This is a genomic window from Leucobacter rhizosphaerae (genome assembly GCF_022919175.1).
Lineage (GTDB): Bacteria > Actinomycetota > Actinomycetes > Actinomycetales > Microbacteriaceae > Leucobacter > Leucobacter rhizosphaerae.
In genome coordinates this window covers 2,141,370-2,165,616 of sequence record NZ_CP095043.1, presented here as the reverse complement: position 1 = coordinate 2,165,616, position 24,247 = coordinate 2,141,370, and the positions used below count along the sequence as shown (strand labels likewise).

Sequence of the window (24,247 nt, the reverse complement as noted above, 5' to 3'; positions counted from 1 at the left end):
AAACAGACGTCGTTGGGTCCGTATTCAGCCCGCTCGCCGAATGCCGGCCCCGGTCCGCTCGTCACCGGCGGGCCTAGGCCGCGACGACGTCGACGCCGGTGATCACGACGTCCTCGACGGGACGATCGGCACCGGCGGTGCGCACCGCGGAGATGGCGTCGACGACGGCCTTCGAGTCGTCATCTGCGACCTCGCCGAAGATCGAGTGCTTGCCGTTCAGCCAGTCGGGCGCGATCGTCGTGATGAAGAACTGCGAGCCGTTGGTGCCCGCGAGGCGGCCCGTGAGGTCGGGGCGCTTGCCCGCGTTGGCCATGGCGAGCTGGTACGGCTTGTCGAAGACGAGCTCGGGGTGGATCTCGTCGTCGAAGGTGTAGCCGGGGCCGCCCGTGCCCGTGCCCGTCGGGTCGCCGCCCTGGATCATGAAGTTCGGGATGATCCGGTGGAAGATCACACCGTCGTAGAACCCCTTCTCCGCCAGGTCGACGAAGTTCTTGACCGTCTTGGGGGCCTGATCGCCGAAGAGGTTGATGACGATGTCGCCGTGGTTGGTGTGAATAGTGGCTACCGAGCTGTGAAGAGTCATGCCGTCCATTGTAGGTGGGGCGCCTGACACTCGACCTGCTGGGAATCTCGGGGGTGTATCCGCGCTTCGGGCGCTCAGAGGGTGCAACGGTGTAGCGTGGAAGCGGGCAAGTGACATCAGCCGAGTCAATGTCTCGCCGAGGTAGGAGGACCCCTATGAAACTCTCACGTAAGCGCCGCCGCGAACTCCGTCACCTGCGCGGCAATGCTCAGGAGCTGCTCGATCACCAGCGGCTCGTGCTGGCCCACGCCGGAGACGTGCTGCACGAAGCCAGCCGTCAGGCGCGCAAGCTGAGCGACGAGCACGTCGCCCCTCGGGTCGACGAGACCCTCGAGGCCGTGCGGCCCGCCGTGGACCGCGGTGTCGCGTCCGCTCGCCGGGCAGCGAACTCGGTGCGTCGCGCGACGACGCCGTTCGTCGCGGGTGCGCTCGCGAGCACGATCCACAAGCTCGACGAGCTCGAGCAGCGCGATGCAGCGAAGCAGGTGCGCGGGTTCGGTGAACGCATCGGGTACCTGCAACCCGCGAAGAAGACCCGCAGCGCCGGTGGAGTGATCGCGCTCACGCTCGGGATCGCCGCGGCGGTCGGCGTCGGCTACGCACTGTGGCAGGCGTTCCGCACCGACGACGAGCTCTGGGTCGCACCCGAGAGCGAGTAGTCAGCGCAGATGACGGTGGTGTCCGGGCTTCGGCTCGGGCACCACTGCTATTTCCGGGGTTTGCCGTTCTGCTTCGCGCCCGGCTTGCCCGGTTGGCGACGGTTGATGCCCGCCATGCGCAATCCGGTCTGCACGAGCGACAGCGTGCGGAGCGAGCGGATGTCCCGGATCGGAACCCAGCGGGCCTCGTCGGAGGAGCCGCCGATCTCGTGCTGCAGCGGGCCGTCCTTCACCGTCGCACGGTAGATGATCCGGATCGTGTGCAGCTCGGGATCCCGATCCTCCGGCACCTCCTCGCGCACCATGACCCGGGAGTCGACGCCAATGAGCTTGCCGACCCGGGCCTCGAGCCCGGTCTCCTCGAGCACCTCGCGCACGACGGTGTCGCGGGGATCCTCACCGCTCTCGATCCCGCCGCCCGGAAGCGTCCATCCGTGCAGGTGGCCACGGCGCCAGTGGGTGAGCAGGACCTTGCCCCGCCGTTCCACTACCGCGTAGGCGGCCACTCGAAGATCCATGCTCAGAGCCTATCCTGTCGTACTCGGAGCACCTCTCAGTCAGGCGGCGGGCCCTCAGGCCGGAGCGGTCTCGGCGGTCGGCTGCGTCGCCATCGCGCCGCGATCGGCCGCGCGCCAACCGACCAGCCAGCGCTCGAGTCGGGCGTACGCCTCCCGCCGTGGCGCCTCGGCCGACAGGAAGACGTCGTGCAGCGCCCCGTCGATCCGGTCGACGCTCACCGACGAGCCGAGCTTCAACGCGGCCTTGGCGACCTCGTCGACGTCAAGCACGCTGTCGCCGCCCAGCAGGTCATCGCTCCAGCGCACCGGCACGACGAATCGTTCCGAGAGCAGCACCCCGACGGGCGCTTCGATGTGCAGCCCCTGGCTGACTCGGGCATGACCGGCGAGCACCGCCCGCATCCACCCGGTCACGACGGCGTGGGAGCGCTCGGGGCGCCAGGCCGGGTTGATGTCATCGAGGTCGCCCGGAAGGGACACCTCGCGCTGGGCCCGGGTGTAGTAGCCGTAGTCGAGCTGCGGCGCGACCTCGCGCGGATTGAACCGTGCGCCGAGGCTGACGAGCGGCAGGATCACCTGCCGACCGGCGGCGGCGAGCTGGAACTCGAGCCACGGGCTGTTCAGCACCAGTGCGTCCGCGACGCCGGGGTGCTTCGCCGCCCACAGGCTCAGCACGAGCCCGCCCGTGGAGTGCCCCATCAGCACAAGCCGGCGGGCCGGGGCCGTGCGATCCTGCGAGTCCCGGATCTCGGCGACCGCGAGATCGATCTCGGCCCGGTAGTCATCGAGGTCGTCGATGTACCCGGGGGTCTGCCCGTCGCGGAGGCTCCTCCCATACTTGCGCAGATCCAGCGCGAAGAAGCGCGCACCTCGTGAGGTCCAGAACCTCGCGAGCGGCCGCTGGAAGAAGTAGTCGGACCAGCCGTGCACGTAGAGCACATCGACGCCCTCGAGCAGCGGGTCGGGCCGGAAGAGCCGGTCGAAGAAGCCGCGGTGCGGCGGCAGGGAGCGGACGAGCGTGGCGACGAGCAGCCCCTCCTCGTCCTCGCCGAGGTCCAGGTCGGTGCACTCGAAGCCCGCCCCCAGCACGTCCGCACGCCACTCCGTCATGCCGCCAGTCTAAGCGGGTGCTCGCCGAGTGCCGCTAGCGGCCGGGCCGGAGGACGATCTTGCCCGCGGACACCTCGGCCTCGATGACGTTGCGCGCGCCCGAGTCGGTGCGGAGCTGGTTGTCGACGTTGCCGGCGGACACCTCGGTGCGCACCTGGTAGGGCTCGTCAGGGAGCGTCAGGTCCAGCGATCCGGCACTGACCTCGAGGTCGACCTCGCGCGGGGCCGATCCCGTCAGTCGTGTGTCGGCGGAACCGGCGGACACGGTGATGCTCGCCTCGGTCACGTCGCTCAGGTCACCGGTGAAGTTCCCGGCGCTCATCTCCAGGTCCAGCGACCGCGCGGATCCCTCGACCGTCATGCGCCCGGCGGAGAGCTCGAGATCGAGATCGCCGAACGCCCCGTCGGCGCGGAGCGCTCCGGCCCCGAGACGCGCTTCGAGGTCGACCGGCCGATCCTCCAGCGACAGTGGCAAGGTCAGCACGACGACCTGCTCCGACGGCGGGCACCAGCCGAAGCAGAAGCCGAAGATCCCGCGGGGGGCCTCGACCACGAGATCGGTGTCGTCGCGCCTGAGGGTCCACTGGTCGCTGCGAGGCCCGCTCACCTCGAGAGTGGCCTCCGAGACATCACCGAAAGCGACGGAGAAGTCGGCGGCGCTCGCGTCGACCTCGACGCCGGTGATCCCGGTCGTATCGAGGCTCGTGGCGGCGGCCACGGAGCCGGAGGAGGATGCCTGGGCGCCGACCGCGGCCACGGCGGCGGAGGTGCCGGTCGCCAGCAGCGCACATCCGCCGATGATGGCCGTGGTGATCAGGATCGGGCGGGCGGCCGCGGACCGTTCGGGGGCTGCCGGCTGATCGGGAGTGTTCGTCATGAGACGGGTCCATTCTGTGCGGGGCCGGTGCTGCCACTGGCGCTTTCGATGTGAGCGATGGCGGCGAGCACCCGGCGGTTGCCGGATTCGTCGGGCTCGAAACCCAGCTTCTGGAAGATCGAGGTGATGTGCTTCTCGACGCTCGCCTCGGAGAGGAAGAGCAGCGCGGCGATGGCCTGATTCGATCGGCCCTCCGCGATCGCGGCGAGCACCGTGCGCTCGCGGGAGGTCAGCGACTGCATCCGGTCGTCACGACTGCGCCGCGTGAGCAGCTGGGCGACGACTTCGGGATCGAGCACGGTCGCCCCGGCCGCGATGCGTTCGAGGGACTCCACGAACTCGCTCACGTCGGCCACCCGATCCTTCAGCAGGTACCCGAAGGCGCCGCCCTGAGCAGCGATGAGGTCGCTCGCGTACCGCTCCTCCACGTACTGGGAGAGGACGAGCAGGGGGAGCTCGGGTCGGCGGGTGCGGAGGTCGAGGGCGGTGCGGATGCCCTCGTCCGTGAAGGTCGGCGGAAGTCGGACGTCGAGAATGCAGAGGTCGGGGTGCTGGGCGAGCGCCGTGTCGATCACGTCTGTCGTGTCGGGCAGGGCAGCGATCACCTCGTGGCCGCTGTGTTCGAGGAGGCGCACCAACCCCTCGCGGAGCAGGACCGAGTCCTCGCAGATCAGGATGCGCACGGGACACTCACCTCCAGCGACGTCGGGCCGCTCTGCGGGCTGTCGAGTCGGACGGTGCCGCCGACCGCGAGCACGCGGTTCGAGATGCCGTCGAGGCCCCCGCCCGGGAGCACCCGGGCGCCGCCGATGCCGTTGTCCTCAACTCGGGCCCAGAGCGTGCCCTCCTCGCGGAGCCGCACGACGACCCGGCACTCGCTGGCACGGGAGTGCTTCGCCGCATTGGTGAGGGACTCCGCGATGGCGAAGTAGACGGCCGTCTCGGCCTCCCGGCTGCACCGGCCCTGGAGCCGGACGTCGAGGAGCACCGGGATATGCGAGCGGCTGGCCAGCGCGGAGAGCGCAGCGTCCAGGCCGCGGTCGTCGAGCACCGAGGCGTGGATCCCGCGGGCCAACTGCCGCAGTTCGGTGATCGCGGCCTTCGTCGAGGTGTGCGCCTCGGCGATGAGCTGCTTCGCGCCTTCGGGATCCTCGGCGATCTTCTGCTGGGCGAGCCCGAGGGTCATACCGACCGAGACGAGCCGGGGCTGCACGCCATCGTGCAGGTCGCGCTCGATGCGCGTCCGCTCGAGATCCGCGGCGCGCACGGCTCCCTCGCGCTGGCGCGCCGAGACCTGCACCTGGCGCGTCAGCTGCGCCGTCTGCGCTCCCGCTCGGACGATGCCGACGCTGACGGAGCGGTGCAGCAGGGCGATACCGATGATCCCGGCCACGCAGAGGATTCCGACGATCACCGCGGAGATCGGGCCCCAGAGGCCGATCGTTGCGGAGCCGCCGTCACCCGATCCGATGCCGAGCGACCCGCTGAGCGCGTCGAAGGCCGGGCTGGCGCCGGCCGCGCTGAGGATCGCCCAGACCAGACCCTGGAAGAGGAGGAGCATGACGGTGCCGGCCACGGAGGCGAGGACGAAGCTCGCGATCCCGCGCCACATGGCGCCGTCGATCGACTGCCTCCCGATCGTGCGGAGGTACCCCGCGAAGCCCGGTTCGACGCGGGGCCGGAGCCGCAGGGGCGGTACCGCGAGTCGATAGAGCGCCGAGACGCGCTCGACCTCGAACCAGGCGACCCCGTAGAGGGCGTAGACGAGGCCGATCAGGATCACGAGGCCGACGCCCAGCACGAGGACCAGGCCGAGGCCGGTGCCGAGCAGTGAGAAGAGCACGCTCAGCACGCCCCAGCCCACGATGCCGAGCGCCGCCAGCTGGAGGATCGTCAGCCCGAGGCGGAGCGGCGGGCGGGCGGCCGTGGGGGCCGGTGCCGGAGTCGGGGCCGGAGTGACTGCGGCGGGTGCAGGTGCCGGCCCGGCGGCGGCCGGCACGGCGGGTGCCTGTGCGGCCGGCTCGGCGGTGGGTACCAGCTCCGGGACGCTGCCGGGCTCCGGGTGGGCCGCGGTGTCGCCGTGAGCCGCGGCAGGATCAACTGAAGTGGTCATACTTCTACGGTAGGTGCGCGCCGACCCTCCGAACACCCTGGCACCCGGAGACGCGGTTTCGGGTTTTCCCGAATCCTCGTCTCCGGGTGCCGAAGGGGGTGTGCGTGCGGGGACTACTGCTCCCCGCGGCCACGGCTGAACCCGGCGTCGAATCCCCGCTCGAACGCGCGGTGCATCATGCGACCGCGATGCGGATGATCCTGCCCCCACCGCTCGCCCCATCGGCCACCACGCGGCTCGTGCGGGTGGACGTCGGCCGGGTGGCGGCGTTCACGGCCGCCGGCGAAGGGATAGGGTGCCTCCCCGCGCCATTCGGGGTGACCGCCGCGCCAGTCGGGGCGTCCGTCACGCGACTCGGGGTGTCCCCCGCATCCGCCGCGCGCGGCTCGTCGGTGGGTACGATGCGGTCGGCGCGGCAGAGGTGTCTCCTCATCCCAGCCGAGGGCGACGGTGATCTTGCGCAACGCAGCGACGGTGGTGTCGAGCTCGTCGGGGCTGAGAGCCTCCGTGATGGCAGCGGTCAAGCCGTCCATCGCGGCGCGGAGTCGATCGTGCGCGGCGCGACCGGCATCGGTGAGACGCCACGAGCCGTCGTGACGCTCGATCCAGCGACGCTCCTGCAGTCGGCGCAGCTTCGGTCCGCGGGCACGCGGGTGGGACGGATCATCGGCGAGACGGCTCAACAGTCGCCAATCCCGGCCGGAGACGCCTTCGCGGTCGAGCACAGCTGCGCGTTCGGCCGCGAGCAGGCGCTCGGTGGCTCGAAGCCAGGTGGCCAGTGTGCGAGTGGGGTTGGGCGTGGTGGTGGTGGTGTCGGAGTGTGTGGGTTGCGAAGTCATGGAGTTCCTTACTTGTCATGTTGCATGTATATGTAGTGTGACATGTACATGAGTGCATGTCAAGTGGCATGTAAACTGACACTGTGAACATCGACGCTTCGGATCAGGGCTCTGACCTCCCTGCGGATCCCTCCGCAGACGCCATCGCCGAGGCGCTCTCGAGGCTCCGAGGCCGGGGGGGCAGCCCTCGCGGACCGCGGGGTCTCCGGGGACGCACGGACTCCGGCGCCGGCGACCGCGGCCCGTGGGGCGCGCACAGCGACGGGGGTCATTGGCGCGCTGGCCCGCACGGTGCCCCGGATCGCGGGCGAGGCATGGGATCCGGGTTCCCCGATCCCCGCGCGTGGGCGGAAGCGGCGGCCGGACGCGGGGGTCCCCCGGCGCTCGTTCGGATGCTGGAGGCGCTCGCGAACGCCGACGCGCCCCTCAGTGTGAGCGCAATCGGGGAGGCCATCGGTGTGGATCAGCCCCGAGCGTCGCGCCTCGTGCAGCAGGGCGTGGCTCGGGAACTCGTGCACCGCGAGGCCGATCCCGAAGATGCGCGCCGCACCCGGATCGCGCTCACGGAGCACGGCCGGCGATTCGCCAGTGGGCTGCGGAGCAATCGACGGGCGTCCCTGGCGCGCGCGCTCGAGTCGTTCTCCCCCGACGAGCGGACCGAACTCGCCCGCCTGCTCGGCAAGCTCGCCGCCCACTGGCCGAACTGAGTGTTGCCCCGAGGACGCGCTGGTGTCATAGTCCTCGGAGCCTGGGCCTCATCCCTGCCTGAGCGCCCGCGTCCGAATCCGCATCACTCGCGTCCGCGGACGCATCGTGTCACGAGTCAGGACCCTTCCGCACTGCGCCGCGGCTCAGCGAGGGCCATCGGCCTGCACGAGGTGTCGAAGCCGAGTTCCTGGAGTGCCTGGGTGCCTGCATCGCCGGGGACTCTCGCCAATTCACCATTCACGAGGCGCGTGGGGAGCACTGAGGCTGAGATATCTGCATGCACCAGATCCCAGAGCTCCAACGGGTGCAAGCCCCCCGACACAGTGAGCCCGCCCGATGCGGCCCAGGTCGCCCGCGCGAGTTGCGTGGGCGAGGCGTGCGCGAGCGCGGTTCCTGTCGCCTCCATGACATGAGCGGACCAAGTAGCGCGATCTTCTGATCCTGCGTCATCACTCTGCTCGACCCAGGTGCCATCGACGAGCACCTGCGCGTGTCGAGAACGCACCAAGGCAAGTGCCGTCTCACCATCAATGCTCCGCTCGCCGGACTGCGCGACGTCAAGGTTGGCTCCAGGGTCGCGTCTGGCCTCGGGTATGCGCAGCTCGAGGCCGCCCAGCGCATCGACGACCTTCGGAAACGCGGAGGCATCGATCCCTACGAAGCGATCGACTTCAACTCCGACACCCCCGCATATCCCGTCGATCAGGGCCTGCTCCCCATCGAGATATGTCAGGGCGAGACGCGAGGGTCTCCCCACTCCGACAGCGACAATGTCTCGTGGCAACGAGACGGCATGCACGTCGCCGTCACCGCCCAGACGCACGAGGATCAAGACGTCGGCCCGACCTGGGGAATCGGGGCTGGCGGCGTACTGACTATCGCCCTTCGGTCGCTCGATGCCTGAATCAACTCCTGCGAACAGGTACACGACCTCCGGATCACCATTTCGGGCGACGAGGTCATTCCAGTCGACTCGCGCGCACACCGCGATCACGAAGAGCGCAGCACCAACCCCGAGTGCGAGCAGCGCCGCGACGGCCCCTCGGGCGAAGCGTTTCCAGAACACGGCTCGGGCCGATGGGAGCGAACGCGCTGTGCCCGCTCTCCCCTCGGCCCGAACCGTCCTGCTCAACGCGCCCGGTGCAGCTTACTTCGCAACCGAAAAGCGGCGGCGTGCGATCAGTGAAGCACCGACGATCGCCGCTGCCCCACCAGCGATCAGCAGACCAATCGAGCCATCCGTGCTGCCGGTTTTCGCGAGCTGCCCGTCACTATCGTTTCGGGTGTTGGCGGTGGTCTTCGAGTTCGGGGTGATGATGGTGCCGCCGCCGTTGGTGCTCGCCACGGTGACATCGAACTGACCGATAGCTTCCGCCGTGGCGGAGAATGCGCCGATCGCGTACCTGCCAGCCTCGGTGTCAGCGGGAATGCGCACGGTGAGCGCGAGCACGCCCTCGTCGTCAGCGTTGAAGTCGCCGAAGACCTGGTTGCCCGTGATCGGATCGAACTCGCCCTCGACAGCGGCCGCAGTCGCCGGTGCGAATTCGCTCTCCTCATCGGGGGGAAGCCCCATCCGAACGTTCACCGAATCGTTCGGAGCAAACCCCTCGACGAAGATCGTCAGTTCGTCACCGGCCTTCACCGAGGTCTTCGACAGTGTCATCTCCAGCTCCGCGATGGGCTCGACAATGACCGGGTTGCTGACTTCGAGGTCCGTGGTGTCGTAGATGACCGGAGATCCGTAGTAGGCATCACAGCTGGCCACAACCGCGTACGACCCCGGAAGCAGCGGAGCCGTCAGCCAAGCGGTCCAGCTCCCGTCCGGTGCAACCTCGACTGAATCAGCGAGCCGACCATCAACCTCGACGAGCACTTCACCCGGATTTCCGTCGCCATCGACGCAAGAGTCTCCCGAGATCTCGACCGACGAGCCGGGGGCCGTCGGGCTCGGTGAGACCGTGATCTCGGTGCCCGCGGCTGAGGCGGCGCTGGCGCCGAATGCCAACGCGAGCACAACCGTAGCGCAGCTCGCCGTCAGAATCTTCGTTGTCTTCATAAGTTGTTCGCCTATCGATATATGGAGTCCTAGGGACAGCTGTCGAGATGATGCGCTACACATGACACGCATCCGATCACCGAAGCTAATGCTGTGAAACCAGCAATGTTCAGGGAGCTCACATATCGAGGTAGCGTCGCGCGGATGTATCAGTAGCGCGTCGTCACTGGTGCGTACCCGAGCGACTCCACCAACGGTGGGCATGCGATGGAGATCTGAGATTCCTGCACCGCGAGGAGTCGTGGCCTCAGGACATCGAACCGTCCCCATACCGAGAGCCCTGGGAGGAGGAGGAGAAGGAGGAGAAACGTCAAACGGGAGGACGCAGCATCTTCGATGTCGCGTCCTCCCGTGAGACAGGGTGGTGGATCCTGGGAGAATCGAACTCCCGACATCCTGCTTGCAAAGCAGGCACTCTACCAACTGAGTTAAGGACCCGTATTGAATTGTGACCGGATCAACGTTACCAGAGTGACTCCGGGTGATGACCGCGGTGGTGGGGCTACCAGGACTTGAACCTGGGACCTCTTCATTATCAGTGAAGCGCTCTAACCGCCTGAGCTATAGCCCCGTGACCAAGAAATGACTCTACCCGATCGGCTTCGAAAATCGAAATCCGCGACTCCGATCGGGCGAGTCAATGGTCTAGTTGCTCGTGAAACCGAGCTGGAATCCGCCGAGCACCCGCACGAGCAGGTTGTAGACGAGTGCGCCGACCGCGCCGAGCGCCGTGCCCACAATGGTGTTGAGGATCGCCACGACCACCGAGAAGCCGAGCACCTGGGGGAAGCCGATGATCTTCATGAGGCTGTTCTCTTCTCCGACGATGTCCATGAAGACCGCGTCGACCGAGCTGAAGACGCCGGTCTGCATGAGCACGGTGTAGATGAGGATCGTCGCCACGACGCCGACGATCGCGAGGCAGATGGAGACGAGGAAGGAGAACTTCACCGCGGACCAGAAGTCGATGTAGACGAGCTTCAGGCGTACCTGCTTCGAGGGGGCCTTCTTGCGGGTCTTCTTTGCCAGCTTGTCGGCGACAGTGTTACTCATTCACGGGTTCCTTGTTCTCTGCGGTCTCGGGCTCAGGGGCCTCGGACTCATCGTCATCGAGCCCACGCTCCGAATTGCGCGCGATGCCAATAATACGGTCCGCCTCTGGGAATCTCGCAAAGACGACACCCATGGTGTTGCGCCCCTTCGCGGGAACCTCAGCGACGTTCGATCGCACCACCTTACCGCCCGCCAGCACCGCAAGCACCTCGTCGCTCTCGTCGACGATGATGCCGCCGACCAGATCTCCGCGGTTCTCGTCGAGCTTCGCGACCTTGATGCCGTACCCGCCGCGCTGCTGCACACGGTACTCGTCGACCGCGGTGCGTTTCGCGTATCCGCCCTCGGTGACGACGAACACGTACCCGCTCCCCTCGCTCAACCGGGAGGCCGACAGCAGCGCGTCGCCGTCGCGGAAGTTCATGCCCCGCACGCCGCTCGTGGAGCGACCCATCGGACGGAGTGCCTGATCAGAGGCAGTAAATCGCACCGACATGCCGTGCCGCGAAATGAGGAGGACATCGTCGCTCGACTCTGCGATGAGCGCCGAGACGAGCTCGTCGCCGTCGCGGAGCTTGATGGCGATGATGCCGCCCGTCCGGTTCGTGTCGTAGTCGGTCAACGCGGTCTTCTTGACCAGGCCGTCGCGCGTCGCGAGCAGCAGATAGCCGGCGGCATCGAAGTCGCGGACGTCCAGGATCTGGGTGACGGTCTCTTCAGGTGCTAGCGCCAGGAGGTTTGCCAGGTGCTGACCCTTCGAGTCGCGTCCGGCCTCGGGGATTTCGTACGTCTTGGCGCGGTACACGCGGCCCGTGTTCGTGAAGAACAGCAGCCAGTGGTGCGTCGTCGTGACGAAGAAGTGCTCGACGATGTCGTCTGCCCGGAGCTGGGCCCCCTTGACACCCTTGCCGCCGCGGTGCTGCGACCGGTAGTTGTCGATGCGCGTTCGCTTGACGTACCCGCCGCGCGTCACGGTGACGACCATCTCCTCTTCAGGGATCAGGTCCTCCATCGACATATCGCCGTCGAAGCCGTGCATGATCGTCGTGCGTCGCTCATCGCCGTACTTGGCGACCAGCTCGTCGAGCTCCTCGACGATGAGCTCGCGCTGCTCGGCAGGCGAAGCGAGGATGCTCTCGTACTCCTTGATCTGGGCCTCGAGCTTCGCTGCGAGGTCGAGGATCTTCTGATGCTCGAGCGCAGCGAGACGGCGCAGCTGCAGGCCGAGGATTGCGTCGGCCTGGATCTGATCCACGTCGAGCAGGCTCATGAGGCCGGTGCGGGCCTCCTCCACGGTCGGCGAGCGCCGGATCAGGGCGATGACCTCGTCCAGCGCATCCAGCGCCTTGAGGTAACCGCGCTGGATGTGGGCCTCGGCCTCCGCCTTCTGCAAGCGGTAGCGCGTGCGCCGGACGATGACCTCAATCTGGTGCTTCACCCAGTAGGTGATGAACCCGTCGAGCGACAGCGTGCGCGGCACCCCGTCCACGATCGCGAGCATGTTGGCGCCGAAGTTGTCCTGCAGTGGCGTGTGCTTGTACAGGTTGTTCAGCACGACCTTCGCGATCGCGTCGCGCTTCAGGACCACGACGAGTCGCTGACCGGTCCGGCCGCTCGACTCGTCGCGGATGTCGGCGATGCCCTGGACCTTGCCGTCCTTCACCAGCTCGGCGATCTTCACCGCGAGGTTGTCGGGGTTGACCTGGTAGGGCAGCTCGGTGACGACGAGGCAGGTGCGACCCTGCAGCTCCTCGATGTTGACCACGGCGCGCATCTTGATGGATCCGCGACCCGTGGTGTACGCCTCGCGGATCCCGCGCGTACCCAGAATCTGCGCGCCGGTCGGGAAGTCCGGGCCGGTGATCCGTTGCAGGAGCGCCTCGAGCAGCTCCTCACGGGTCGCCTCCGGGTGCTCCAAGTGCCACTTGGCCCCCGCAGCGACCTCGCGGAGGTTGTGCGGGGGGATGTTCGTCGCCATGCCGACGGCGATGCCGACGGAGCCGTTGACCAGGAGGTTCGGGAAGCGCGAGGTGAGCACCGTCGGCTCTTGCGTGCGACCGTCGTAGTTGTCCTGGAAATCAACGGTGTCCTCGTCGATATCGCGGACCATTTCCATGGCCAGTGGAGACATCTTGGTCTCGGTGTATCGGTGAGCGGCGGCGCCATCGTTTCCCGGGGAGCCGAAGTTGCCCTGCCCGAGCGCGAGCGGGTAGCGCATGGACCAGGGCTGCACGAGACGGACGAGCGAGTCGTAGACCGCGGTGTCACCGTGCGGGTGGAACTGACCCATCACGTCGCCGATGACGCGCGTGCACTTGGAGAACGCCTTGTCGGGGCGGTATCCCCCGTCGTACATCGTGTAGATCACACGACGGTGGACCGGCTTCAGTCCATCGCGCACGTCGGGCAACGCGCGCCCGACGATCACACTCATCGCGTAGTCGAGATACGACCGCTGCATCTCCAGCTGGAGATCCACTTGGTTGATGTTGCCGTGATTGGCAACCTCCGCGGTCTCGTCGAAGCGCTGCTCCGACTCGGTTTCTGGCGTCTGATTCTCAGATGTCAAGGAAGCGCACGTCCTTTGCGTTCTGCTGAATAAATCCGCGGCGTGCTTCGACGTCCTCGCCCATCAGGGTGGCGAAGATCTCATCGGCGGCGGCCGCGTCGTCCATGGTGACCTGCAACAGGGTGCGCGAGTCCGGGTTCATCGTGGTGTCCCACAGCTCGGAGTAGTTCATCTCGCCAAGACCCTTGTAGCGCTGGACTCCGCTCTCCTTCTGGAGACGGTGACCGGCTGCGCTCCCGGCGGTCAGGCTCTGATCACGCTCGGCATCGCTGTACACGTACTCGTGCTCGGCGTTCACCCACTTGATGCGGTACAGCGGCGGCTGCGCGAGGTAAACGTAGCCGAGATCGATCAGTGGGCGCATGTACCGGAAGAGCAGCGTCAGCAGCAGCGTCGTGATGTGCTGGCCGTCGACGTCAGCGTCGGCCATCAGCACGATCTTGTGGTACCGAACCTTCTCTGGATCGAAGTCCTCGCCGATCCCCGCGCCGAACGCGGTGATCATCGCCTGCACCTCGGCGTTGTTGAGGGCCCGATCGAGTCGCGCCTTCTCCACGTTCAGGATCTTGCCGCGCAGCGGAAGGATGGCCTGCGTCTGCGGGTTTCGGCCCGTCTTCGCGGAGCCACCGGCGGAGTCGCCCTCGACGATGAAGATCTCCGAGACCGTCGGATCCTTGCTCGTGCAGTCCGAGAGCTTGCCGGGCATGCCCCCCGACTCGAGCAGACCCTTGCGGCGGGCCGTCTCGCGCGCTTTGCGTGCCGCCAATCGGGCGGTCGCGGCCTGAATGGACTTCCGAATGATGTCCTTCGCCGGCCCGGGGTTCCGCTCGAACCAGTCGCCGAGCTGCTGGCCGACGACCTTCTGCACGAATGCCTTCGCCTCGGTGTTGCCGAGCTTGGTCTTGGTCTGGCCTTCGAACTGCGGCTCCCCCAGCTTCACAGAGACGACCGCGGTCAATCCTTCGCGCACATCGTCGCCTGAGAGATTCTCGTCCTTCTCACGGAGGATGTTCTTCTCGCGAGCATACCGATTTACCAAGGTCGTCAGTGCCGCGCGGAATCCCTCCTCGTGCGTGCCACCCTCGTGCGTGTTGATCGTGTTCGCGTAGGTGTGGACACTCTCCGAGTAGGAGGTCGTCCACTGCATGGCGACCTCTACCGCGATCTTCTTCTCGGTGTCCTCCGCCTCGAAGGAGATGATCTCTTCGTTCACGAGCTCCGCGCGCTTCGCGGCGTTGATGTGCTCGACGTAGTCCTCGATGCCCTTTTCGTACATGAACTCGTCATGCGGAGCGGGCGGGGCGACGAGTTCTCCCTCGTCGTTCTCGATCGGTTCCTGCGGCCGGAGATCGATGAGCTCGATGCGGAGCCCCTTGTTCAAGAAGGCCATCTGCTGGAAGCGTGTCCGCAGCGTCTGGTAGTCGAACTCGATCGTTTCGAAAATCTCGGCACTGGGCCAGAAGGAGATCGTCGTGCCCGACTCCTCGGTCGGCTCCCCCTCCGCCAGCGGTGCATCGGGAACGCTATCCGTGAACGACATGTTCCACGTGAAACCTTGACGCTTCACCGACACCTCGAAACGGCGCGAGAGTGCGTTCACCACCGACGAGCCGACGCCGTGCAGGCCACCGGAGACGGCATAGCCGCCACCGCCGAATTTGCCGCCCGCGTGCAGCACCGTGAGCACAACCTCAACGGTCGACCGACCCTCGGTCGGGTGCATATCGACCGGGATGCCGCGACCGTTGTCGACGACCCGGACGCCACCGTCTTCAAGAATGGTCACCTGGATCGTGTCGCAGTATCCCGCGAGCGCCTCGTCCACCGAGTTGTCGACGATCTCATAGACCAGGTGATGCAGGCCACGAGGCCCGGTCGATCCGATGTACATTCCGGGGCGTTTCCGCACCGCTTCAAGTCCTTCGAGCACTTGAATGTCACTGGCGCCGTACTCCGCTGCCGCGGACTGTTCTGAACTCATGCCTTGAATGATCCTTCTCTGGGCGTCTCAGAGCGTGTTTTCACCCCGGATACTTCCGCACACCAGCCTATCAATAATCCGCCTCAGGAGGCGCCTCAGAGGCCCCGTGCCGGGGATATTTCGTCGGGGATCGTCCCCACCTCTGATCGGTGAGCGAAGAATGGGTGCCGGAGCGCAGCATTTCGAGAGCCCGATACGTGAGCGGGTTGAGGCCATGCGAGGCGGGTCACCTCTGTCTCAAGCGTAGGTGTCGCGCGGTCCTCGTCCGGGCACCGAGCGCGGTCCGTGGCGCCAACTGGGTGCCCCGGGGGCGAGGAACCGGAGATCCCGAATCTCGGCATCCGGGTACTCCCGCAATAGTCGAGTGAGCATCTCAGCGCGCAGACGACGCAGCTCCGTCGCCCACGTCGTCGAATCGCATTGCACCTGCAGCACACCGTGACTGATACCCACTACAGTGGTGTGCTCCGCGGTGAGCTCTCCAGCGAACTCCGGCCACTCAGTGATCAGTCGGGCTTGATCCAGCTCGCTACTCCACCCCATGTCTGTGGTGATGGTGGTCAGGATTTCCCCGAGACCGCGTGGATCACGGCCGTAGCCGAAGGGCGAGCCCTCCCCCTCGCTCACCGTTGACCCCACACGGCGTCGCCGCACGGGCTTGCCCCGCCACACCGACTTTGCTCGCAAGTAAGCCGAACTGGTGAACTCGGAATGTGACAACTCGTTCATCACTCGGGCTCCTCCACAATGGCCCCCGCCTCGATGCGAACCCGATGCCACGGCACGTCATCGGGAACATCGCCCTCTACCGCGGCCGTGACGATGACCTGCTCGAACCCCTGCACTGCTGTCATGAGACTGCGTCGCCGACGGGCGTCGAGTTCGGCGAAGACGTCATCGAGAATGATGACCGGATCGCCGGCGGGAGACTCTTCCCGAAGAATCAGCGCGAGCGCCATTTTCAAGGAGAGTGCGAACGACCACGACTCCCCGTGGCTCGCGTATCCCTTGACCGGGAGCCCATTGAGTGACAGTACGAGATCATCCCGATGCGGACCCACGAGAGTGACACCACGATCGAGCTCGCGGCCACGCACCCGCTCCAGCGCGTCCCGAAACTCCGCCGCAAGAGTTTCACGTGAAACGTCAGCGAGAGCCCTCGGATCAGTCGTTTCACGTGAAACATTGCCGTCGAGTGCGCCGCTGACGGATTCGTTCAGTGACACACTGGGTGCGTGATCCTGGTCGACGAGGGCCGCGTACCCAGTGCACAGCGGACCCGCCAAGTCTCGCACGAGCTCTCGTCGAGCGAGCATGATCTGCGTCCCGAACTCGATCAGTTGGTCGTCCCAGATATCGAGAGTCGACGGAGCACCCCCCCGCGCGCCGCTTCCGCGGACCGATTTCAGCAACGACGTGCGTTGCCGAACGACTCGTTCGTAGTCAGCGAGGGCGCCTGCAGCCACTGGATGGCGAGCAACCAGGGCATCATCGAGAAAGCGGCGGCGTCCTGAGGGCTCTCCACGAACGATTGTGAGGTCTTCGGGGACGAACGCAACCGCGGCGAACCATCTGGTCACCTCCCGAGAGCGCACGACATTGCGGTTGACCTGCGCCCGGTTCGGTCCATCGCGATTCAACTGCATCTCCAGCAGCACGTCACGCTCAGCGGCTTCCACCTTCATCCGCATGATCGCGGCCTCCGAGCCTGCGCGGATCAGGGGGGCATCGCCGCTCGTGCGGTGGGAACGCAACGTTGCGAAATATCCGATCGCCTCGACCAGATTCGTTTTCCCCTGCCCGTTGCGACCGAGCAGCAAATTCGGGCCTGGGCGCAGCGACAGTTCCGCCGTCTGATAATTCCGGAAGTCGGCGAGGGACAGATGCGAAACCCGCATCCCCGACCCCTAGCGCAGCAGGAGGTTCGGCTGCAGCAGGTACCGGAAGCTCTCCTCGTCGGCGTCTTCCTTGCTGCGCTGGCTGGTGATCAGCACCGGGCCCGGCTTTCCGGGATTGTCGGTGCGAGTGAAGGCAATCCGTGCGAACTCAGAGTGAGTGGAGCGGAGACCGTCGAGCAGGAACTGCGGCTTCAATGAGACCACCATCTCTTCCCCGACGAGGTGCGCGTCGACGGTCTCCACGGCCTGGGCGGCTTCCGTGCCCGCTGCCTCCAGCGTCACGGTGCCCTCAACGAAGGAGAAACGGAGTGCGGCCTCACGCTCGAGTACCAGACCCACACGGCCCACGGCCTCGACCAACTCGGCCGTGTTGATGACCGCGTAGTTGTCCACCGTAGTCGGGAACAATCGACCGACCGGCGGATAGTTGCCCTTGATCAGCAGCGAGGTCACCGTCTTCGATCCCCCGGTGAATGCGATGAGTTCGCGCTCGCCATCCTTGACGATCGCGACCTTCACCTGCCCGTCATGGGCGAACGTCTTACCCACCTCGGTGACGATCTTCGACGGGACCAGGGCCGACAGGTCGTTCTGGCCGCCCTGGTTCTCCCAGTCGATGCCGCGCGTTGCGACACGATACCGGTCCGTCGCGGTGAGCGTGAGCGAGTTCTCGGTGATCTCGAACTGCACGCCGGTGATCACGGGCGTGACGTCATCCTTGGATGCCGCCAGCGACACCTGCGCGATCGCGTCCGCGAACACGTCGGCCGGCACCGATCCCGACACGGTATCGACCTTCGGGACCTGCGGATACTCCTCCACCGGCATCGCCGGCAGGCTGAAGGTGGCGGATCCGCATCGGACCTCGACACGGCTCTCGAGCAGGGTCACCTCAACGTCGGCGTTGGGGAGTCGCTGCGCGATCTCGCTGACGAGCCGGCCTGACACGAGCGCGCGACCAGGATCCGAGACCTCTGCGGTCACGGTGGTTCGCGCCGAGACCTCGTAGTCGAACGAGGAAATCGTCAGCTGGTCACCCTCGGCCTCGATCAGAGCTCCGCTCAACAACGGCTGCGTCGGGCGCTGAGGAAGCAGCTTCACCGCAAATGAAACCGACTCGCTAAACACGTCACGATTGACGGTGAATCGCATTTGGCTTCCTTTCCGTGTGAGACGCATGAGGGTCGTGCTTCACAATCTTTGCATACTCACGGCTCCACCGGCATCCGTGTCATTCAGATGCGCGTTTCGCACGGGAGGAGCCGGAGCGGAGTGCGTGATCGAGTTCCCGTTTTACAAGAAGAAAAGTGTTAACAGTGTTAACGTCTGTGGAAACTGTGGATAAGTCACCAGTGATCAATTGTTTGTAGGGAACTACATCTTTGTGAGTTGTCAGCGACCGGTGGATGGATCCCGATCCGCGGAACGATGCGGATCTCGAGACGCTCACCTCATTCCACAGGCGCTCTGCTTCCATCCACAGATGTCGGTGACTTGTCCACAGTTATCCACAGGACCCCTGTGGGGTGTGGAGAAAGCCCCTAGCGAGTGCCCTGTTTGATGTGGGTCGTGAGCTCCGTCACCTGGTTGTAGATCGAGCGACGCTCAGCGATCAGCTGGGTGATCTTTTTGTGGGCGTACATCACCGTGGTGTGATCCCGGCCGCCGAAGAGCTGTCCGATCTTCGGCAGGGACAGCGGCGTGAGTTCTCGGCAGAGGTACATGGCGATCTGCCGGGCCGTGGCGATCTGCTGCGCGCGGGAGGGACCGTAGAGCTCGTCGATCGACAGGTCGAAGTACTCGGCGGTCCGATTGATGATGTCCGTGGGCTGCACCTCATTGTCCGCGTCGAGCGTGATGAGATCCTTCAGCACGGTCTGTACGAGCGGCATGTCGATGCGCTGCTGGTTGAGGCTCGCGTACGCCGTCACACGGATGAGGGTGCCCTCGAGCTCACGGATGTTCGATGAGAACTTCGACGCGATGAACTCGAGGATGCTGTAGTCGACCTCGAGGTTCTCTCGTTTCGCCTTCTTGCGCAGGATCGCGATGCGCGTCTCGAGGTCGGGCACCTGGATGTCGGTGAGCAGACCCCACTCGAAGCGCGACAGCATGCGGTCCTCGAAGCCCCGGAGCTGCTTCGGCTGCACGTCGCTCGTGATCACCACCTGCTTGTTGTGATCGTGGAGGGTGTTGAAGGTGTGGAAGAAGGCCTCCTGCGTCTCCACCTTGTCCTCGAGGAACTGAATATCATCCACCAACAGGATGTCGACACTGCGGTACCGCGCGTGGAAGGCTGCGCCCTGATTGTTCGCGATGGAGTTGATGAAGTCGTTCGTGAAGTCCTCGGAACTCACATAGCGGACGCGCACCTCGGGGAAGAGTTCGCGAGCGTAATGGCCGATGGCGTGCAGGAGGTGTGTCTTGCCGAGTCCAGAATCGCCGTAGATGAAGAGCGGGTTGTAGGCGCGGGCGGGTGCCTCGGCCACGGCGACCGCAGCGGCGTGCGCAAACCGGTTGGACTGGCCGATCACAAAGCTGTCGAACCGGTACTTCTCGTTCAGCCGGCTGTCGACCGGGGGCTCGTCGGCACCGTGCCGCCGACGGGGCTCTGCGACAGGGCGCGGCGTGTCCACCTTGCTGGGCGCAGCGAAGGGAGAGTCCTCGAGATCCTCCACCTCGGGTTCCGGATCGAGAGTCGGGTGGGCGTCTTCGTCGACGATGACGACGAAGTTCTCAATCTCTTCGGCCTCAGGGATCTGCGCCACCGCCGCCATGATGGCCGGCCGCAGGCGCGTCTCGAGGAGCTTGAGCGTGAACTCGAGTTGGACCGCCAGATAGAGCGTGCCGGCAGCGATGCCCCGGGGGACGGCCAGCGCGAGCTGCGCACCGACGGCCGGGCCGATCGCCGGATCACCCATGACCGCCTGCGTCACTCGCGCCCACACATCTTGTAAATCGTGCTCAGTCACACTGCACCCTGGGTCATGTCCGCGGTCAAAGAAGAGTTTGATGTTATACCCAGTGTTATCCACAGGAAGACGGTGAGAAATCAGCGTAATCACGCAGATTCATCCGGACCAACAACATCTGCGTTCACGCTAGTCACAGATTTGTCCACAGGCAAGTCCTGTGGATAAATACCACAGTTGTGGGCCTGGAACACGCGAGACTTTGACGCGACGGGGCTTTGGGCGTAGACTAAACACCTTGTATGGCGACATGCCTGGAGACGGGTATGCCAACGCGGCGGATCTGATGATCGCACTTCGATCATCATCATGCACTGCGACTCGCCCACATCCGACTTCCTTGCGGCCGACGAGCCTCAGGGATCTATTCCATAAGTCACGGAGTCTTCACATGAGCAAGCGCACGTTCCAGCCCAACAACCGCCGCCGCGCCAAGGTGCACGGCTTCCGCGCTCGGATGCGCACCCGTGCGGGTCGCGCCATCGTTGCAGCTCGTCGCGGCAAGGGCCGCTCGAAGCTCACCGCATAATTCCGTCCCCGGCCGGTCATGCCTGCTCGGCAGCATCGCATCACCCGGGGTGAGGACTACCGGCGCGTCGTGCGCACCGGTCGCCGCGTGGGAGGTGCCCTGTGCATCACCCACGCGGTTTTGCATGTCCCGGAGGCACCGGCGCGATTCGGCTTCATCGTGTCCAAGACCGTCGGCAACGCGGTCACCCGGAACCGCGTGCGACGCCGACTCACCACGATCGTGGAACGCCGGCTGCAGAGGGGGCTGACGGGGGTCGACATCGTCTTCCGGGCGCTTCCCGCAAGTGCGACGGCGAGCTTCACTCTGCTGGAGCACGAGGTCAACCGCTCGCTCGACCGGCTCCCCCTCCCGAGCCCCCGATCATGACGGGCCTTGCGGCGGAGATCTGGTTCTTCCCCCGAAATCTCGCGATCGCCATCATGCACAGCTACCGCCGAGTGATTTCCCCGCTCTACGGGCAGGTGTGCAGGTATTATCCATCATGTTCCCGGTACGCTCTGGAGGCGTACCAACAGCGCGGTTTCCTCGTCGGACTGGCTCTCACCATCTGGCGGCTCCTCCGCTGCAACCCCTTCAGTCCCGGCGGCATCGATGACGTTCCATCGAAACGCCACCCGAACTTCGTGATCAACTCACGCGGCTTCGTGCGTCCGATCCAGCGAAAGGCCTAACCCCGTGGATTTCTTCGAGACCATACTCTGGCCGCTGCGCTGGCTCGTCGAGGTCGTGCTCGCCGTCTGGCATCAGCTCTTCACCTGGATCGGCATGGACGCCGCGTCGGGTGTCACGTGGGTGCTCTCGATCATCGGCCTGGTGCTCGTCGTCCGCTCCGCCCTGATTCCGGTGACCGTGCGTCAGATCCGTTCGCAGCGCCGCATGATGGACCTGGCGCCGCAGATGAAGAAGGTCCAGGACAAGTACAAGGGCAAGAAGGATCAGTTCTCGCGCGAGGCCATGAGCCGCGAGACGATGGCACTGTACAAGAAGCACGGCACCAACCCGTTCGCCTCGTGCCTGCCCATCCTGATCCAGATGCCGATCTTCTTCTCCCTTTTCTACGTGCTGCGCCACGCCGCGGAGAACAAGCCCGGTATCGGGTTCATGGACGAGTCGCTCACCAACAGCTTCAACCAGGCCGAGATCTTCGGCGCACCGTTGAAGATGACCTTCACGCAGGGCTGGGAGTCGGGTCAGTGGGTCGTCGTGGCGATGCTCGGCATCATCATGGTCCTCATGATCGCCTCGCAGTTCTTCACGCAGCTGCAGATCATGTCGAAGAACGTCTCCGATGAGACGAAGAACTCCTCGATGTACCGTCAGCAGCGCATCCTGCTCTACATCATCCCGTTCGCATTCCTCTTCTCGGGTGTTGCCTTCCCGCTCGCCCTGAACATCTACTGGTTCACGTCGAACCTCTGGACCATGGGGCAGCAGTTCATCGTGATCCGGAACATGCCGACCCCCGGCAGCGAGGCGTGGCGAGCGCGCCAGGCCCGTCTGAAGGCGAAGGGTAAGCTGACCGAGGAAGAGCTCGCGGTCGAAGAGAAGCGGACCACCGACCCGGGCCAGCGACAGCAGCCGATGAGCGCGAAGCGCGCGAAGAAGAAGGGCAAGTGACCGCGTCGTGAGCACTGATCAGACAGCACCCGAGCACACCACCGACGAACTCAGCCTGGCCGAGCTCGAGGCCGACGGCGACCTCGCGGCGGACTACATCGAGGGGCTCCTCGACATCGCCGATCTCGATGGGGACATCGACATCGATGTCGCGAATGGACGCGCCTATGTCTCCGTGACGGGCGGGGATGCCGAACTGGATCGTCTCGCCGGCGCCGACGCGGTGCAGGCGCTGCAGGATCTCACCCGGCTCGCCGTGCAGGCGAAGACCGGACGCTTCTCGCGACTCATCATCGACATCGGCGGATCGCGCAGCGCGCGCGAGACGGAGCTCAAGCGCATGGTGGACGCCGCCGTTGCGCAGATCGCCGCCGGCCGCATCGAGGTCGAGCTTGAGCCGATGTCGTCCTACGAGCGCAAGCTGGTGCACGACGACGTCGCACAGCGCGGCTACTTCTCGGAGTCGCGCGGTGAGGGTCGGGATCGACGCCTCGTCATTCGCAACGCGTAGTCCGTTTCACGTGAAACCCCGGCTCGACACCGTCACCCGTCCGGCGAGGTGAGCAACCCGCCGGCCCAGTCCGCCGAAGTGAAGTGAGAGACCCCGTGGAACCGAGCACGACGATCGAGCCCGAACCAGCCGCTGCGGCAGAACTGGCGGGTGACCGTCTCGACCTACTGCGTAACTTCACCGCTGATCTTGGCGCACGCGGCGAGGAGCTGGGGCTCATCGGCCCACTCGAACTCCCCCGGCTGTGGACCCGGCACATCCTCAACAGTGCACTGCTCGCACCGCTGGTCCAGCCGGGTGCGCGCGTCGCCGACATCGGTACGGGCGGCGGGATGCCCGGCCTGGTGCTGGCCATCATCCGACCCGACGCCGAGTTCTTGCTGATCGAACCCATGGAGCGCCGCTGCGCCTGGTTGACCGAGCAGATCACACGCCTCGAGCTCGGGAACGTCGAGGTCCGACGGGGCCGCGCCGAGGAGTTCCACGGTGCGTTCGAGGTCGATCAGATCACCGCCCGTGCCGTCACCGCGCTGCGCAAGCTCATCCCGCTCACGGCACCGCTGCTCCGCGACGGTGGGGAGATGCTGTTCCTCAAGGGGGCCGCCGTCGACGGTGAGATCACCGCTGCCGAGAAGGTGCTCCGCAAGTACCGGGTGCGCGACGTCGCGGTGGAGGAGCTCGGGGTCGGGCAGTTGGCGGAGTCCACGCGCGTATTTCGGGCTAGGCTTGGGACTCATGGCTGAAACAGAGAAGTCGCTCGTCGGCGACCATCTCGTCGACAAGATCCGGCGACGGCGGCGCCTCGCCGAGACGGTGTCGCCCCTTCCCGAGCGCACGCGCGTGATCACGGTGTCGAATCAGAAGGGCGGCGTCGGAAAGACGACAACGACCGTCAACCTCGCCTCTGCGCTCGCACGACGCGGTGCGAACGTGCTGGTCATCGATCTGGACCCGCAGGGCAACGCCTCCACGGCCCTCGGAGTTCCGCACCGGCCCGAGGTCACGAGTGTGTACGACGTGCTCCTCGGCGACAGCAGTCTCGATGAGGCGCTCCAGACCTCGAGCGATCACGAGAACCTGCACTGCGTGCCCTCGACCATCAACCTCGCGGGCGCGGAGATCGAACTCGTCTCCCTCGTCGCGCGCGAGCAGCGCCTTCGGACCGCCCTCCAGGCCTTCCTCGCCGACTCCGACGAGCAGTACCACTATGTGTTCATCGACTGCCCGCCGTCACTCGGCCTGCTCACTGTGAACGCGTTCGTCGCAGCCGACGAGGTCTTGATCCCGATCCAGTGCGAGTACTACGCGCTCGAGGGCCTGAGCCAGCTCCTGAGCAATATCCAGCTGATCCAGAAGCACTTGAACCCGAGCCTCCGCGTCTCGACCATTCTGCTCACCATGTACGACGCACGGACGAACCTGGCGCAGGAGGTGGCGAGCGAGGTGCGCTCGCACTTCCCCGCCGAAGTGCTGAATGCCGTGGTCCCGCGGTCGGTGCGGATCTCGGAGGCGCCGAGCTACGGCCAGACGGTGCACGCGTACGACGGCGCGTCGATCGGCGCTCTGGCGTATCTCGAAGCTGCGGCGGAAATGGCAGAACGCGGTCCGGGCCGGTCCCAGGCCGATGGTGCGAACGATGAAGGAGCGTAAG

Annotated in this window: 25 protein-coding genes and 2 tRNA genes; 9 read left to right on the top strand and 18 right to left on the bottom strand. The window is 65.8% G+C overall.

Annotated elements, in window-relative coordinates; all coding sequences use genetic code 11:
* Window positions 1–73: 73 nt before the first annotated feature.
* Entirely contained in the window at window positions 74–583 is a 510-nt protein-coding gene (locus MUN76_RS09960) for a peptidylprolyl isomerase (RefSeq protein ID WP_244684358.1), read from the bottom strand.
* A 155-nt stretch (window positions 584–738) separates the two neighbouring features.
* On the opposite strand from MUN76_RS09960, the gene MUN76_RS09955 reads away from it, so the two are divergent.
* Window positions 739–1,242 carry a DUF5324 family protein gene (locus MUN76_RS09955; protein ID WP_244684357.1) on the top strand — a complete coding sequence of 168 codons (504 nt, stop codon included), beginning with the start codon at window positions 739–741 and terminating at the stop codon, window positions 1,240–1,242.
* 47 nt (window positions 1,243–1,289) lie between these two features.
* Here the strand turns inward: MUN76_RS09955 and MUN76_RS09950 are convergent, their stop codons facing one another.
* The 6 genes from MUN76_RS09950 to MUN76_RS09925 all read right to left on the bottom strand — a co-directional run bounded on the left by MUN76_RS09950 (window position 1,290) and on the right by MUN76_RS09925 (window position 6,699).
* Window positions 1,290–1,760 carry an NUDIX hydrolase gene (locus tag MUN76_RS09950; protein ID WP_244684356.1) on the bottom strand — a complete coding sequence of 157 codons (471 nt, stop codon included), beginning with the start codon at window positions 1,758–1,760 and terminating at the stop codon, window positions 1,290–1,292.
* A gap of 54 nt (window positions 1,761–1,814) precedes the next feature.
* The gene (locus tag MUN76_RS09945; RefSeq protein ID WP_244684354.1) at window positions 1,815–2,870 is read right to left on the bottom strand and encodes an alpha/beta hydrolase; all 1,056 of its coding nucleotides are present in this window, start codon (window positions 2,868–2,870) and stop codon (window positions 1,815–1,817) included.
* Window positions 2,871–2,904: 34 nt separating this feature from the next.
* Window positions 2,905–3,747, bottom strand: coding sequence for a DUF4097 family beta strand repeat-containing protein (locus MUN76_RS09940; RefSeq protein ID WP_244684353.1), 843 nt, complete (start codon window positions 3,745–3,747; stop codon window positions 2,905–2,907).
* Window positions 3,744–4,430, bottom strand: coding sequence for a response regulator (locus MUN76_RS09935; protein WP_244684352.1), 687 nt, complete (start codon window positions 4,428–4,430; stop codon window positions 3,744–3,746). Before MUN76_RS09935 ends, MUN76_RS09940 begins: the two co-directional genes overlap by 4 nt.
* On the bottom strand, window positions 4,418–5,860 hold the full coding sequence (locus tag MUN76_RS09930; protein ID WP_244684351.1) for a sensor histidine kinase: 1,443 nt from the start codon (window positions 5,858–5,860) through the stop codon (window positions 4,418–4,420). Before MUN76_RS09930 ends, MUN76_RS09935 begins: the two co-directional genes overlap by 13 nt.
* Window positions 5,861–5,973: 113 nt before the next feature.
* The gene (locus MUN76_RS09925; protein ID WP_244684350.1) at window positions 5,974–6,699 is read right to left on the bottom strand and encodes a MarR family winged helix-turn-helix transcriptional regulator; all 726 of its coding nucleotides are present in this window, start codon (window positions 6,697–6,699) and stop codon (window positions 5,974–5,976) included.
* Between the two features lie 314 nt (window positions 6,700–7,013).
* Between MUN76_RS09925 and MUN76_RS09920 the strand changes: the two genes are divergently transcribed.
* Window positions 7,014–7,406 carry a MarR family winged helix-turn-helix transcriptional regulator gene (locus MUN76_RS09920; protein ID WP_244684349.1) on the top strand — a complete coding sequence of 131 codons (393 nt, stop codon included), beginning with the start codon at window positions 7,014–7,016 and terminating at the stop codon, window positions 7,404–7,406.
* 116 nt (window positions 7,407–7,522) lie between these two features.
* On the opposite strand, the gene MUN76_RS09915 is transcribed toward MUN76_RS09920, so the two are convergent.
* The 11 genes from MUN76_RS09915 to dnaA form a co-directional block, all read right to left on the bottom strand.
* Window positions 7,523–8,473: an LCP family protein gene (locus MUN76_RS09915; RefSeq protein ID WP_244684348.1), complete on the bottom strand. Its 951-nt coding sequence runs from the start codon at window positions 8,471–8,473 to the stop codon at window positions 7,523–7,525.
* An 81-nt stretch (window positions 8,474–8,554) separates the two neighbouring features.
* On the bottom strand, window positions 8,555–9,526 hold the full coding sequence (locus MUN76_RS09910; RefSeq protein ID WP_244684347.1) for an LPXTG cell wall anchor domain-containing protein: 972 nt from the start codon (window positions 9,524–9,526) through the stop codon (window positions 8,555–8,557).
* Window positions 9,527–9,825: 299 nt separating this feature from the next.
* Window positions 9,826–9,901, bottom strand: a tRNA-Ala gene (locus tag MUN76_RS09905).
* 56 nt (window positions 9,902–9,957) lie between these two features.
* Window positions 9,958–10,034: transfer RNA gene (locus MUN76_RS09900), tRNA-Ile, on the bottom strand.
* Between the two features lie 74 nt (window positions 10,035–10,108).
* Window positions 10,109–10,516, bottom strand: coding sequence for a DUF3566 domain-containing protein (locus MUN76_RS09895; protein WP_244684346.1), 408 nt, complete (start codon window positions 10,514–10,516; stop codon window positions 10,109–10,111).
* Entirely contained in the window at window positions 10,509–13,085 is a 2,577-nt protein-coding gene (gyrA, locus tag MUN76_RS09890; protein WP_244684345.1) for a DNA gyrase subunit A, read from the bottom strand. Before gyrA ends, MUN76_RS09895 begins: the two co-directional genes overlap by 8 nt.
* On the bottom strand, window positions 13,075–15,066 hold the full coding sequence (gyrB, locus tag MUN76_RS09885; RefSeq protein WP_244684344.1) for a DNA topoisomerase (ATP-hydrolyzing) subunit B: 1,992 nt from the start codon (window positions 15,064–15,066) through the stop codon (window positions 13,075–13,077). Before gyrB ends, gyrA begins: the two co-directional genes overlap by 11 nt.
* A gap of 237 nt (window positions 15,067–15,303) precedes the next feature.
* On the bottom strand, window positions 15,304–15,795 hold the full coding sequence (locus tag MUN76_RS15515) for a DciA family protein (protein ID WP_256451785.1): 492 nt from the start codon (window positions 15,793–15,795) through the stop codon (window positions 15,304–15,306).
* Window positions 15,795–16,964 (bottom strand): DNA replication/repair protein RecF, encoded by a 1,170-nt coding sequence (gene recF / locus MUN76_RS09875; RefSeq protein ID WP_244684342.1) that lies wholly within the window; start codon window positions 16,962–16,964, stop codon window positions 15,795–15,797. Before recF ends, MUN76_RS15515 begins: the two co-directional genes overlap by 1 nt.
* A gap of 9 nt (window positions 16,965–16,973) precedes the next feature.
* Complete coding sequence (gene dnaN / locus MUN76_RS09870; protein WP_244684340.1) at window positions 16,974–18,116, bottom strand: DNA polymerase III subunit beta; 1,143 nt, start codon at window positions 18,114–18,116, stop codon at window positions 16,974–16,976.
* 389 nt (window positions 18,117–18,505) lie between these two features.
* Entirely contained in the window at window positions 18,506–19,885 is a 1,380-nt protein-coding gene (gene dnaA / locus MUN76_RS09865) for a chromosomal replication initiator protein DnaA (protein ID WP_244688742.1), read from the bottom strand.
* Window positions 19,886–20,327: 442 nt separating this feature from the next.
* Here dnaA and rpmH point away from each other — a divergent pair, with 442 nt between their 5' ends.
* From rpmH to MUN76_RS09830, 7 genes are all read left to right on the top strand, one after another.
* Window positions 20,328–20,465 carry a 50S ribosomal protein L34 gene (gene rpmH, locus MUN76_RS09860; RefSeq protein WP_010155609.1) on the top strand — a complete coding sequence of 46 codons (138 nt, stop codon included), beginning with the start codon at window positions 20,328–20,330 and terminating at the stop codon, window positions 20,463–20,465.
* An 18-nt stretch (window positions 20,466–20,483) separates the two neighbouring features.
* Complete coding sequence (gene rnpA / locus MUN76_RS09855) at window positions 20,484–20,834, top strand: ribonuclease P protein component (RefSeq protein WP_244684338.1); 351 nt, start codon at window positions 20,484–20,486, stop codon at window positions 20,832–20,834.
* Window positions 20,831–21,139, top strand: a complete 309-nt coding sequence (gene yidD / locus MUN76_RS09850; RefSeq protein WP_256451784.1) for a membrane protein insertion efficiency factor YidD — start codon at window positions 20,831–20,833, stop codon at window positions 21,137–21,139. Before rnpA ends, yidD begins: the two co-directional genes overlap by 4 nt.
* Before the next feature lie 4 nt (window positions 21,140–21,143).
* Complete coding sequence (gene yidC, locus MUN76_RS09845) at window positions 21,144–22,085, top strand: membrane protein insertase YidC (RefSeq protein ID WP_244684336.1); 942 nt, start codon at window positions 21,144–21,146, stop codon at window positions 22,083–22,085.
* Between the two features lie 7 nt (window positions 22,086–22,092).
* The gene (locus MUN76_RS09840) at window positions 22,093–22,596 is read left to right on the top strand and encodes a Jag family protein (RefSeq protein ID WP_244684334.1); all 504 of its coding nucleotides are present in this window, start codon (window positions 22,093–22,095) and stop codon (window positions 22,594–22,596) included.
* 95 nt (window positions 22,597–22,691) lie between these two features.
* On the top strand, window positions 22,692–23,339 hold the full coding sequence (gene rsmG / locus MUN76_RS09835; RefSeq protein WP_244684332.1) for a 16S rRNA (guanine(527)-N(7))-methyltransferase RsmG: 648 nt from the start codon (window positions 22,692–22,694) through the stop codon (window positions 23,337–23,339).
* A complete protein-coding gene (locus MUN76_RS09830) occupies window positions 23,332–24,246 on the top strand; it encodes a ParA family protein (RefSeq protein WP_244684330.1) in 915 nt (304 codons plus the stop codon). The genes rsmG and MUN76_RS09830 overlap by 8 nt, the downstream gene beginning before the upstream one ends.
* The last annotated feature ends 1 nt before the right edge of the window (window position 24,247 follow it).